The sequence below is a fragment of the Desulforhopalus singaporensis genome, assembly GCF_900104445.1.
Taxonomy (GTDB): Bacteria; Desulfobacterota; Desulfobulbia; order Desulfobulbales; family Desulfocapsaceae; genus Desulforhopalus_A; species Desulforhopalus_A singaporensis.
The window spans coordinates 51,886-64,297 of sequence record NZ_FNJI01000007.1; the positions used below are offsets into that span (position 1 = coordinate 51,886).

General features: G+C 53.7%; 10 protein-coding genes. All 10 read right to left on the reverse strand.

Features of this window, described 5'->3' with window-relative positions; all coding sequences use genetic code 11:
• Window positions 1-18 precede the first annotated feature (18 nt).
• Window positions 19-1,182, reverse strand: a complete 1,164-nt coding sequence (locus tag BLQ17_RS06285) for an amidohydrolase family protein (protein ID WP_092220903.1) — start codon at window positions 1,180-1,182, stop codon at window positions 19-21.
• A 3-nt stretch (window positions 1,183-1,185) separates the two neighbouring features.
• Complete coding sequence (locus BLQ17_RS06290; protein ID WP_092220905.1) at window positions 1,186-3,462, reverse strand: xanthine dehydrogenase family protein molybdopterin-binding subunit; 2,277 nt, start codon at window positions 3,460-3,462, stop codon at window positions 1,186-1,188.
• Window position 3,463: 1 nt separating this feature from the next.
• Window positions 3,464-4,315 carry an FAD binding domain-containing protein gene (locus BLQ17_RS06295; protein WP_092220907.1) on the reverse strand — a complete coding sequence of 284 codons (852 nt, stop codon included), beginning with the start codon at window positions 4,313-4,315 and terminating at the stop codon, window positions 3,464-3,466.
• A complete protein-coding gene (locus BLQ17_RS06300; RefSeq protein WP_092220910.1) occupies window positions 4,315-4,806 on the reverse strand; it encodes a (2Fe-2S)-binding protein in 492 nt (163 codons plus the stop codon). The genes BLQ17_RS06295 and BLQ17_RS06300 overlap by 1 nt, the downstream gene beginning before the upstream one ends.
• Window positions 4,807-4,870: 64 nt before the next feature.
• Window positions 4,871-5,455 carry an amino acid synthesis family protein gene (locus BLQ17_RS06305; RefSeq protein WP_092220913.1) on the reverse strand — a complete coding sequence of 195 codons (585 nt, stop codon included), beginning with the start codon at window positions 5,453-5,455 and terminating at the stop codon, window positions 4,871-4,873.
• 88 nt (window positions 5,456-5,543) lie between these two features.
• Window positions 5,544-6,230, reverse strand: a complete 687-nt coding sequence (locus BLQ17_RS06310) for a GntR family transcriptional regulator (protein WP_176761112.1) — start codon at window positions 6,228-6,230, stop codon at window positions 5,544-5,546.
• A 291-nt stretch (window positions 6,231-6,521) separates the two neighbouring features.
• Window positions 6,522-7,946 (reverse strand): glutamate mutase L, encoded by a 1,425-nt coding sequence (locus BLQ17_RS06315; protein WP_092220917.1) that lies wholly within the window; start codon window positions 7,944-7,946, stop codon window positions 6,522-6,524.
• A 4-nt stretch (window positions 7,947-7,950) separates the two neighbouring features.
• Entirely contained in the window at window positions 7,951-9,096 is a 1,146-nt protein-coding gene (locus BLQ17_RS06320; protein ID WP_092220919.1) for a 2-methylaconitate cis-trans isomerase PrpF family protein, read from the reverse strand.
• Window positions 9,097-9,101: 5 nt separating this feature from the next.
• Window positions 9,102-10,958 carry a cobalamin-dependent protein gene (locus BLQ17_RS06325; RefSeq protein ID WP_092220921.1) on the reverse strand — a complete coding sequence of 619 codons (1,857 nt, stop codon included), beginning with the start codon at window positions 10,956-10,958 and terminating at the stop codon, window positions 9,102-9,104.
• 38 nt (window positions 10,959-10,996) lie between these two features.
• Entirely contained in the window at window positions 10,997-12,412 is a 1,416-nt protein-coding gene (locus tag BLQ17_RS06330) for an L-serine ammonia-lyase, iron-sulfur-dependent, subunit alpha (RefSeq protein WP_092220922.1), read from the reverse strand.

The following is a 12,412-nucleotide window of genomic DNA, read 5'->3' on the forward strand; positions in this document are numbered from 1 at the left end:
ATCAATAGACACCGTCCATCACTGCAGGACGACTGGTTTCGTTGCTACCGGAGGGGTGTTCCTGCTCTTAGCGACCACCATCTCACCATCGACAAAGATCATGGAAACGCCGGGAAGGTCACCGATTTCGATTGCCGAGAGAGCATCACTGCCAACGGATCCCATCGGGGTATCTATAAGCACCAGGTCGGCGGCAAGCCCCGGTTCGATTCTGCCAGTATCAAGTTTGTGCACCTTTGCGGTATTCCCCGAAGCCATGGCTATTGCCTGGGCTGCGGTGACATTGGTCAAACTTGCAAGATGGCAGATCACCCGCAGAATGCCGAGCGGAACGACGCCAGTTCCTGAAGGAGCATCATTGCCGATGATTATCCGGTGCAGGACGTTTTCCTCCACGCAGAGATCGACGGTCCGGCAGCTCATAAGCGGATTGCCGCAGTGCACGATCTCCAGCGCGACATCGCTCTCCTTCACCAGTTTTTCCATCTCACCATAACTTACCGAGGTGGGGCCGCCGTTTACATGGGAGGCGATATCCGGATCGGTCTCCTTTACCATTTCAGCTGTAATCGTGGAACTCCCGGGTATCGAGGTACCGCCGGTGTGCATCATGACCGTCATGCCGAACTCCTTGGCCCACTGTACCATCACTTTGGCCTCGGCAGGCTCCTTGACCGACCCCAGACCGATCTCACCCACCGCACGAACGCCTTCCCGGGCCATCTCGGCAAAATCGTCTTTTGTCAGACCTTTTTCAAGAATCACCGACCCCCCCTGTACTTTAGCTCCGCCCGGACGAAAATTCTGGAAAGACTTCGCTGCCAGTATTGCCAGAGCTTTTGTTCCTGCCGGATCCTTCGGTCGTCCCTTCAGATGGACCTCGCCTGCCGAGATAATCGTGGTAACCCCGCCATGCAGTTCACTCTCAAGAAAGCCGGCCTGATTCTGCCGCGAGGTGTAGTCTCCGAGAATTGTGTGACAGTGAGAATCAATAAGGCCTGGGATAAGGGTGATACCGTTGCAGTCGACAACACTATCGCACGAGAGTTCTCCGAAATCCGCCAGCTTGCCGACTTTTGCTATTTTGCCATCCTCCACGTAGACGGCATCACCTTCCAGGATCGGATTCTCAATATTACCGCTGACAATTGTACCAATATTTTTTAATAACAGTTTTGACATAGCTTACTCCTGCACTCTGAAATGACCTGCTTGAATACTTGCCTCAATCACTCTTTCGAGGTTGGCGGGCAAATCGTAAATCCTCTTGTTCAAAGCCGAGCTTATACCGTTAATGATGGCAGGGGCGGTTGGGATCAGTGCCGGTTCTCCCACGCCCTTGGCACCGAAAGGTCCTGACGGCTCTGGAGATTCTATTATGATCGGCACGACCTCGGGAACATCGGATACGGTGGGCACATGATAATCCTTCATTGACTCGGTCTTGCCCGGCTCGAACTCTTCCATCAAGGCAAACCCGACTCCCATGGCAACCCCTCCGCAGATCTGCCCAACCACATTCCCGGGATGAAGCGCATGGCCGACATCATGGGCCGCAACAATCCGCTTCACATCAACCTCTCCGGTAAGCACATCAACCTCGACCTGGGCCATATGGCATGCGTAGGCATAGGTGGCATACGGTACACCCTCCCCTGTTTCGGGGTCCAGTGGCACCGTTTCCGGATCAAAAAAGCCCTGCCAGGAGAGGGTTCCTCCCTTGTCATGGATCCTTTTGGCGAGTTTGGCAACACTTACGCGTATTTCGGGGGCAATCGATACAGCCACGTGACCGTCGACAAAATGCAATGAATTCTTCGGCGCGCGAAGACGATCCACCGCTTCGGTCAGCAGCACGTTGGCCAGTTTTTCGGCACCATCCTTAACCGCGTTGCCGGAAATATACGTCTGCCTGCTCGCCGAAGTGGCCCCTGCGTTGGTTGTGCAGCCGGTGTCCCCGACAACCATTGTAATATCATCATGGCCAAGCCCGAGCACCTCCGCCGTAATCTGGGCCAGAATCGTGGTCGACCCCTGCCCGATATCGGCACACCCGGTAAACACGGTCACCTTTCCCTCAGGCGACATCTCTACCCGGGCTGTGGATGGATTCTGCACCCCAGTGTTGCCTATGCCGTACCACATGCCCCCAATGCCTATACCCCTTCGTTTGAAAGGGTCGGTGGGTGCAGACAACCAGTTTTCTTTTGCATCCTCATAATAGGGCGCAACCGCATCGAGACAATCCTGAAACCCAACACTCGCGGTGAGCAGTTGACCGGTAGCACTGGTCTGGCCGGCGCGCAATCCGTTTATTCGCCTGATGGCGAGGGGATCGAGTCCTAGGGCCTGGGCATGAAGATCCATCTGGCTCTCATGGGCCAGCGCCATCTGGGGAGCGCCGAACCCGCGCATTGCCCCGCAAAAAGTCTGGTTGGTATAGACGCATTTCACATCCACATCGACATTTTCAATGGCATAAGGACCGGTCGCATGGACAGCTGAGCGGGAGGCAACCGCCATTCCGTAAGATCCATAGGCGCCGGTGTTGCACACCGCTCTCATCTGCAAGGCAATGAATCTGCCGTCCTTGTCGGTTGCGGTTTTGACACGGATGACAAACGGATGACGCTTGGCGGTGGCCAGGTAGGCCTCCTCCCTCGAATAGACATAGCGTACCGGACACTTCAGGTGATAAAGAGCCAGGCCGATGAATCCCTGGACGTTGAGATCAAGCTTTGAACCGAACCCGCCGCCGGTTGTTGCCTGGATGATACGCACTTCATCGTCTGCGACACCAAGCAATCCCACAACCTCCTTATGATCGTAGTGGGGATTCTGCGTGGATGCGTAAATAACCAGGCAACCGTTTTCATCCACATACCCGGCCCCGGCATCGGGTTCGATATAGTTGTGCTCTATCGAACTGGTGGTATACTCCTTTTCGATTACCGAATAGGCCGAGGTAAAGGCGGCTTCCACGTCCCCTTTGACCACTTTCCGGCACGACAACAGATTTCCTTTTTCATGTACCTGCACAGCACCTTCTTTCAGTGCCTCGACGGGATCGAAAACAGCCTCGAGCTCCTGGTATTCCACCTCCACCGCAGCGGCACCTCTTTCAGCGGCCTCCTCGGTATCCGCGACAACCAGCGCCACGGCATCGGCAAGGGACCGTACCCGATCTTCAGCCAGCAGCGGTTGATCCTTATTGATGATACCGAGCAGATTTTTGCCGGGAATATCCCGCGCGGTAAAAACGGAACGCACACCCTCAACAGCAAGAGCCTTCTCTACATTGATTGAACGGATCAGCGCGTGGGGCTGATCGCTCCGCTTTGTTTTCAATACCAGCGAATTGTCCAGCTTTATATCCGCTGCAAATTTTATTTCCCCGGTCACCTTCGCCTTGCTGCAGCTGCGGGGAACACTGTTACCGACTACTCTGAATTGCTGTTCCATTTCAATTCACCACCGGATGTAACATACGCACAAAGAGCCCCTGAACCGCCGGCTCCTTATATATGATTGACGGACGTCTGCCCGTTATTTCTATCATCGATTCCGCAAGCAGCCTGCCACCTTCAAAAAGCAGCTTCTCGGTCGGCTTTTTCCCCACCATGAACTCCTCTACCGGGATCATTCGATGCGGGGTTGGAGTACATGCTCCAAGGGAGAAACGCATGAACGAGATAGTTCCGTCGTCACTTTTGTCTATCATGACGGCCATACTCAGGCGTGAGATAGCCAGGTCCTTTCGCCTGCCTATCTTCTTAAAATCGGCAAACGCAGCCTTTCTCGGTTTCAGGACAAAGGCGGTGATCAGTTCATGCGGTTCGAGAAATGATCTGTAGGGTCCGGTTGCCACTTGCTCTATCGGAATTCTTTTCTGGCCGTCTTTTCCGGAAAGCAATACCTCCGCCTCATGGATGACCAGCGGGGGAATGGTATCACCGCAGGGAGAACAATGGGCGACATTGCCGCCTATAGTAGCTATATTCCGAATCTGGGCAGAGGCGAAGTTGTAGGCACTTTTTTTCAGAGCCGGTGCATACTCTGCCAGCAGATCGGAGTTGTAGATCTCAGAGAGAGTGACCCCCGCTCCGATCACCAGCTCGTCGTTTTCCATCCGGATCCCCTTGAGTTCCTCAAGCCGGCTTATATCCACCAGATATTCCGGGGTTATTTCCCCGGACCTGAGATCCACCATGACATCGGTGCCGCCGGCGATAATGGCTGCGCTGCTGCCTTTATCGGCCAGAATCTCGATAGCGTCACCAACCGAATCAGGCTTAATGTAAGCTATTTTTGACATCACCTGTTCTCCCCGTCAAGACGTTCGGACACTGCTGTTTCAATTGACGTAATAACCTGTTGGTAGCCGGTGCAACGGCAGATATTTCCGGCAATCGCTTTTTCTATCTCCGCCCTGGTGGGATTTTCCTTTTCCTCAAGGAGGGCGTGGCTGGACATCAACAGGCCGGGGGTACAAAACCCGCACTGCACCGCATGGCCTTCCATGAATTTTTCCTGAAGTGGATGAAGCCCGCTTTCTGTTGCCAGCCCTTCGACAGTGGTTACCATCCTTCCATCAAGTTGTGCGCCGAGCATGAGGCATGAGTTTACCGCCTTCCCGTCCACCACGATTGTACATGCACCGCATTCACCTATTCCGCACCCCTCTTTGGTACCGGTGAGAGACAGCATCTCACGAAGCACATGCAGGGCGGTCGCATCTGCCGGAATATCCAGTGCTACCTCTTTATTGTTGACCGTAAATTCGATCCGAACGGACTCCTTATCCATTTTCCCTCCTTGACTTTTAATGCCACAGACTCCGTTTCAGCGGGTCCGGCGCCCAAAAGCCCTGTTACCGTAAACCATCTTCTCCCTTGATCTCATCAATCGTCAACCCGCCGACTCGAGGAAAAGGCCTGCCAGAATCGGTTACACCGACAATAAGTACAAGTTCGTCATCCTTGGGAGCGTCGGGTATCCTCACTTCCATGGCGTCGAAATGGCTTCTTACGTAAGCAGCATCCTTGTGTCCCAGTGGCAAATCGATTGCACATCCCGGTCCACCCAGTTTTTTGGCTGAAGGCAGCAGGGCCTTGCCACCTCCGACGTTGTCGCGGATAGGTTTGCCAAGAGCCGGGTGCATAAGCGCCGCGCAATGCTCTCTTTCCCCCTGGAGCCCGGCAATGGCTGCTTTGCCGTAACTTTGCACCTCATCCGGGGTGATACCAAGAGCGGCGACCGCTTTTTGGGTAAGCATTTCACCAAGCTCCTTGCTGAATTCATAGAGCAGGCTCAAATCCTCAACATACTGCCCCGCATAAGGATTCTTGAAAACTGCGGCACATGCCGCCTTGCGGGTCGGCTTTTCAAGGGCTCTTACCCCGTCAACGTGGGTTTCTTCCAAAATAGTGTATACAGATCGTACTTCAGGTTTCATTGTACATATCCTCCGGTTGTAAACTACTAATTTTATTTGTCATTTTTCCGTAACACCAAGAGAGCACCGTCGGCAATCCCCCAGTCCGTCAGCCGGCCATTTCCTTAACCAGGCTTTCCATGGCGGAGACCACGTGATGTTCTGTCAGATCCATAGCCTCCGCACGATTCTTTTTCGTTATCGCATCAAGTATTTGCCGGTGCAGGACAAGGGATGCCTTTAAATGCTCCTTTCTCTGAAAAGATCTGTAACTGATGATGCTGAGCTGATAGCGGAGCTGTTTCTCAAGCATCTTCATTCTCTCATTACCGGCAATATCCATGATGATCTCATGAAAAGACCTATGGGCCTTCTGATACTCGATCAGGTCAGGAGGATCACCTTTCACCGCGTCTTCCATCCTGATTACCTGCGCTGCCAATAGATCTCTATCTATTTTGGTGATTTTTTCCATGGCCATCTCCATTCCTTTGCGATAGAGCATGGCCACAATGGTATAGACTTCAACGACATCCTTGGCGGTGAACTCCGAAACAAATACGCCCCTCCTTGGCTTGCGCATCACCAGCCCGTTTGCCTCCAGGGTCTTGAAAGCCTCCCTGATGGGAGGACGACTTATCGCAAAGAGTTTGCAAAGATCGTCTTCCTTCAGTTGTTGTCCCGGTTTGAACTCCCCGGTGATGATTCTCTGTCTAATCTGTTCGGTAACCAGATCGGCCAGGGATGCCACCTCCATCCCCAGTCCTCTGTTCATTTTTTCTTGCAACAATGACATGTTCTTTCCCATAATTCCGAGTCGTAAATTATCTCTCTTGCAGATCAACGAGATCGTGGGAACCAAGTTGTTCCAGACGTCTCATCGTGCCCCTTACTTACAACGTGGCAATATAACAATTTTTTGCCATGAAATCCCAACATTGTACATTGTCTATAATCTACTGCCCCAGAGAGGTTCATTCTTTACGCCTATCCATTCACATCTTCTTTTTTCCTCTTACCTGTTTCCGGCTGTTCCACACAACGGGAAACCAGAACGTGGTGGTTACCCTTTTGGGCAGCATCCCGTCTAATGCAAGTGCAGAGAATTTTTTGCAAATTCAAGGGCAAGATCGGGCCACCGTCTCGATAACATTCCGATGGAATACAACAGGTAATTTGTATCGAAATAGAGGGAATATTCCTGAGGCAAAAGTGAAATCCCCCTGTTTTTCATTGCGGCATTGACAATTTCACGACACTCCTCTTCCGGAGAATGGGTAAAAATTCCGCCGACGCATATGACCGTGGTCACCTCGCGAAGATCCCGTCCGATCGGGGTGCCAGGAGCAATCCCCATAACCGGATTATGTTCCCGCGCCAGGTATCCGGCATGACGTTTCAACGCAACCTCGATCGCCGAAATTGCAAGCGCACGATCAAAACCGCGCTGCTGTTCATCCGCTGCTATATGTTCGGGATGATGCTCAAGATATGCACCATATTCCTTGAGCTTTTCAACGGCGTGGAGGCCGGTGTCGGCTATTTTGTCAAGCACGCCGAGCGGCCCTATCGCCTCGATAATCCCAGTGGCGCTGATGCGCATCCCGAGGTTTCCCTCAACCGTTCTGTATGCCGGCTGTTTTTCATTGGTTACCACCAGCCCTCTTTCTTCGCTCGACAGATTTTCAAGACTGGGCAAAATTGAGTGGATGTCGGTCGTGGCCCCCCCGATATCAATCACGATCAGGTCACCTACGCCCTCGCTGGAAAAAGTACCGCAAGCGAGAAGTTCCGCGGCCATGAGGATCGCTCCGGGAGTCGGCACCACCATCTCGTCGCTGATCATGTCGATCAGCTTGCTCAGGCCGTTGGCAAAAGAGATCTGTCTGATAAACTCACCGTGGATCGCCTCTCTTGCTCCGTCAACGACCAGTTCATGGATGGTAGGCATTACATTGGCCACCCTCCTGGTGGAGATGCCGCTTTTTTGCAGAATCTGCTCCGCCTCCATCTGGGCGAAGACATTGCCGGCGATAACCACCACCGCCTCAACCTTTGAAGCGGCAATATATCGTGCATTTTCCAGCAGGTTTTCGCGGTCGCCGCCATCGGTGCCGCCGGCCAGAAGGATTATATCCGGTCGAATCTCCCGCAGAATCTCTATCCGGTATTCGGGAGGATCCTCGTGGGTGACTATCTCCAGCACCCTTGCACCGGCGTTCATGGAAACTTCCTTGGCAGCTTTGGCGGTGACCCTTGGCATATAGCCCATGGCCACCATCCGCAAGCCGCCCGCCGCGCTGCTGGAGGAAAGCACCAGCGAGTCTTTTGCCAAGGTTATCCCCTGATTTTCAATGGAAAGATCGGCCTTTTTAATCCCCGTCTCGATATCTTCCACGGTTGTCGGGACCTGGTTACGGCCGACGAACTCTATTTTCGTCTCACTTTTTGCAAGCGCGGTAACCTTGGTGTAGGTGCTGCCGACATCGTATATCAGAAGATTGGCATCCATCGTTTCAACTCCGGATTCTTTCTCTTTGGACCAGTACCGAACCTTCCATTATCCGCCTGGCCGTTCTGGCGAATGCGGCCCGCTCCACTTTGCCGTCGACAACCTTTGCCTCAATGGCGATAACCCCTGCCGGGTGGCCAATTCTCACCAGCTCCACGGAGTCCGCCTCATCTATTACCTGGTTGACGATGGTACCGGGTATTTTTGCAGCCGCGCCGGTGCAGACCGTTCCGGTGCCTGCATATGTTTTATGCAGGACCTGCATAAACATAAGCCGTGAGACAAAAGACACGTCGTCGGATTTTATAACTTTACCGGTGGTAAAATCCTGATATTCTCTTGCCTTGGAAACCATTGCTATCATCGGGAAAGCCGGACTTTTAGCGGTGGCCGAAGCCGGGTCGTCTGCCATGCCGATAACAACGGCCGCGTGGGACCTGATCTCCTCGAGCCGCGCAAGCAACTGCTTGTTGCCGTCGATTACAGCCGGCGGCTCAATACCTTCTATTCCCATATCTTCAGCCCTGACAAACACCATCGGGTTGGCGCAATCGATGATGGACACCTCGACTGTTCCAGAGGGTGTAACCAGCTGGTCGACCACGTTACCGGTGGGCAGAAGTTTTCCGGTTGCCGACCCCGCGGTACCGGCAAAATTGAGCATGATCCTCGAGCCGCTTCCAGGTACCCCGCCGATGCGGCAATCCCCTTCTGTTCTGGCCCTTCCGCCCTCGACCTCTACCTCGGCGATAAGTATCTTCCCGGTATTGGTGTTGTGGATTTTCACCTTGGTAACCGGCTCAACGGCGGCGACGAACCCTTCATCGATGGCAAAGGGGCCCACTCCTGCCGATATGTTGCCGCAATTTCCACCATAATCGACAACCGGCTGGTCAATGCCAACCTGGGCGAAAGTGTAGTCGATATCCGCCTCCGGATGACTAGGTGGTCCGATGATCGCCAGTTTACTGGTCAACGGGTCGGCTCCTCCCAACCCGTCGATCTGGCGGACATCAGGACTGCCGAAAATAGCCATTATACAACGATCACGCGCTGTCTTGTCGGCGGGCAGATGGTTGGATTTAATATAAATTCCCTTGCTCGTTCCGCCCCTCATGATAACCGCGGGAATTTTTTTTATTTCATTCATAGGGATCACTCTCCTTTTCCTGCGCGCTCTGCAAGCCTTTCTTCGATCCACCTGATAAAGTCGGCAGGATCCGTTCCCGGACCGAAAAAACCGTCAACCCCGAGGAACCCTGCTCCCTCATCCTTGATTTTCTGCTCGTAATAACTGTGCTCCTCTTCTTTTTCGGCGATTCGCCCGCCGGCAACAACGATCACGTCATCACGCAATTCCAGTTCTGCGAGCCGTTGCGACGCCCTGGGAAAGAGGTCCATGCCGAGCCCAAGGAGATTTGACATGCCGAGAATATCGGCACCGGTCTCAGCGACAACCTCCGCCACCGTCTCGGGCAGATTCATTCCCCGCAAAAACACCACCTCGAACCCGGCTCCCTCAAGGGCCTCTTTGATAATATTTATTCCAGAGACATGGGCGTCCGCACCCACGGTTCCCAGCACCACCTTTTCCTTTCTGGTGGGAGTGACAACCCCGTTGACTTTTACCGGTTCCTCTGTAAATGCACATTTTCCAGGATCTACGCCAAGGGGTGAAAATCCTGGAACATACCGTCTGATCCCGTCCTTGTCCCGGTGAGTTTTCACATGGCGTTTCAGGTCCCAGCCGCCGGCCTTGGGAGCATCGAGGACACCGGTTTTTCCGGCAGCGACGATGAGATCGATAAGTTCTTCAACATCGTACTTCTGCCAGAACTTCTCGTTGATTTCCTCGCTTTCAGGGTCGTTTTCGAGATTGAGCACCGCTTTTAATACCGCCATCGCCTCGGCGATGATTTCGTTTTTGCGCTCTTCTATTGCCGGATCATTCAGCTCCACGGAATAGGTGTTCTCAAAAACGTTCTGTGCAGCCCACATCGCCTTGGCCATCGACGCTCCTGTCGGTATTCCAACAGACTCCGCGGCCTTGGGTCTGAAAAAGTTCGCACCTCCGAGTTTGGCGCTCACCGCCATGCGGGCAAAGTGTGCCGCCTCGGCAATCAGATCGGCGGGGGGGTTCTGGAAGGTTTCGGGAACAACAACCAGAGAACCGCTCCACATCGTCTGTTTAAAAGCTCGCATCGCCGCGATATCGGCTATGAGGTTGATACCGGCAACGTTCATCTGCAGGGCGCTGAGTTCCCTTGGCAGCTCGGCCTTTACGGCAAGACCTTCTGCGAGCAGACACATGGCAAGCGCCATCCCGTCGGTACCGTCGAGATTGTTGAGGTGCTTGTGTGAATCGGTCTGTACGAAAATATTGTTATCGGCGCAAACCTCAAGGGCTTTGAAACCGTTTGCCACCTTGGTCCTGTAGTCGTGAATGCCCCTCCCGCCAAAATGAACGTGTATCACCGGGCCGATGTCCGTCCCGTCAAAACCGGCGATAAAGGAGTTGATGATGGTCAGGTGAGGGGTATCGCCTGTGGCGTTAACCCGCATCGGGTGCTTTTCTCCGGCTCCCAGTTGCACAAGATCCCTCTCCCCTGCCGGGGTGATACCTCCTTTTCCCCGCGACTGCTCGATCAACTCGCGCCCATCAAGAGGATCTATATGACGGGTCGCCTCCGCATGGACGAAATGGAAGACGGTGATCCCCAGCTGATCGGCCATTTTGTACATCTCAAGGGACTCTTTATAGGTCTCCTCCGCGCTGTTTCTTCCCAGGATGGGGTTGAGGACCGGAATCCCGGTCTCTTCTGCTTTTTTGGCCAGCTCATAGATGCGATACCCGTCGCGGACAACGCCGTTCACCTCTCGTGGAAACGGTTTCGGCAGCCCCGTCACCTTGCCGTCGGGCCCGACCTTCGGCATCTGGACGTTGAAAGTTTCTTCGTACGCCTCTACCTGTTTTTTATCTTCAACCAGAATTCGTATTGTCTTTTCCTGCATTTGTTTCTCCATTATGTCGACCGGAATCACCGAAAACCCTATTGCACAATTTCGATATCCAGAGATTTGGCCAACTCAAGACACCGTTTTAGATCAGGCTCAACCTGAACCACAGCCAGACGGCCGCCACCCCGGTTTCTCGCGTCGACAACACTGCTCTGTTCCGAAGCCACCACGGTAACCCGCTGCATCTGATATTCTTTTACCTGATTGATTTCTATTTCAATACCGTCGCGTCTGATGCGATCCATAACCTCTTTGTACATCAAACCGTCCGCGGTGGAGGCCCCGTAAACGGCCCCCATGACAATACCCGGGACGTTTATCCCCCTCCTGGCAAAAAGCTCCGGATAAAGGTCTATAACAACCTTGGTTATTTTGCCTTTTGCCAGAAAATGTGCCAGCCGCCCGGTATTGGTCGGCGACCCGACCGCCTGGCTGGAACCGCCGACTACCGCGGTACCAAACGGTTTCACGATCGGGTTGGCGCGTCTGGCCATATCCCGCATGGTTTCAATTGCGGTTTCATGCACCCTGGCCTTTCGCTGCGACTCTTCACTTTTAACGGCATCATCCACATACGCTTCGACCGCGTCGTTAGTCCTGAAATACGGCTCCATATGCCTCACCACCTCAGGAACGATATGTTTCGCCGACAGCGGGTGAACCGCTGCCGCCATGGCAATCATCACATCCACAGGAACGTTGACCGGTATTCCGGTATGCATGGCCAGGTGACTTGCAAGTTTCCCGTTCATTATCGCGCCGCCGATGTGGGTTGCACAGAGCCCAGGAACCATGACCCGGGGAGTACAGGGATTGCCTATGGTCGGCGAGACAGCAAGCACCACCGCCCGCCCGACAGCTTCCGGCGTCCCGCCGAATAGCTCGACAAAAGCTCCGGCGGTTGCCGCTGACCCCGCACCAAAACCTTCCATATTGCAGCCGGTGGAGGTCTTTCCTACGCGGAACATGGTGCCGATCTTCAGCAGTACCGCCGCAGATCTTACACAATCCTGGTGGGAAAAATCTTCCATAACCGCCCGCATGAACCCGGCATAGGGGCAGGAATCACCTGTGCCGGCGCACGGTTGCAACCCTACGCTGTGATTGCCTACCTGAGCTGCGAGGGTGTAGATTATCATCTTGTTGATCAGGTCGTCCTCGACAATTTTCGACGAATCGGGCCGGATCATCTCGCTTGCTACGGAGCCGAACAGAAAACTTGTGCCGGACTCAAGCCCTGTTGCGAGCGCCTTGAAGTTGTGGCCAAAGCTATTTATCAACTGGTGGTCAACCTGCTCCCTGTCAAGCCCGGTCTGGACCATTGCCTCACAGATAATTACATCGCTTACCCGGCATTTCGTCTCAACGGCTATGTCGATGCAATCCCCCAGGGTCAGGGCGCCGAATTCAAGCCCTCTTTGTTCCACATTTTGCTCTATCTTTTTCAA

Excerpts from the sequence above, each read along its gene's own strand:
- BLQ17_RS06285 (WP_092220903.1), bottom strand. The coding sequence starts at position 1,182 with ATGTCAAAACTGTTATTAAAAAATATTGGTACAATTGTCAGCGGTAAT.
- BLQ17_RS06290 (WP_092220905.1), bottom strand. The coding sequence starts at position 3,462 with ATGGAACAGCAATTCAGAGTAGTCGGTAACAGTGTTCCCCGCAGCTGC.
- BLQ17_RS06295 (WP_092220907.1), bottom strand. The coding sequence starts at position 4,315 with ATGTCAAAAATAGCTTACATTAAGCCTGATTCGGTTGGTGACGCTATC.
- BLQ17_RS06300 (WP_092220910.1), bottom strand. The coding sequence starts at position 4,806 with ATGGATAAGGAGTCCGTTCGGATCGAATTTACGGTCAACAATAAAGAG.
- BLQ17_RS06305 (WP_092220913.1), bottom strand. The coding sequence starts at position 5,455 with ATGAAACCTGAAGTACGATCTGTATACACTATTTTGGAAGAAACCCAC.
- BLQ17_RS06310 (WP_176761112.1), bottom strand. The coding sequence starts at position 6,230 with ATGTCATTGTTGCAAGAAAAAATGAACAGAGGACTGGGGATGGAGGTG.
- BLQ17_RS06315 (WP_092220917.1), bottom strand. The coding sequence starts at position 7,946 with ATGGATGCCAATCTTCTGATATACGATGTCGGCAGCACCTACACCAAG.
- BLQ17_RS06320 (WP_092220919.1), bottom strand. The coding sequence starts at position 9,096 with ATGAATGAAATAAAAAAAATTCCCGCGGTTATCATGAGGGGCGGAACG.
- BLQ17_RS06325 (WP_092220921.1), bottom strand. The coding sequence starts at position 10,958 with ATGCAGGAAAAGACAATACGAATTCTGGTTGAAGATAAAAAACAGGTA.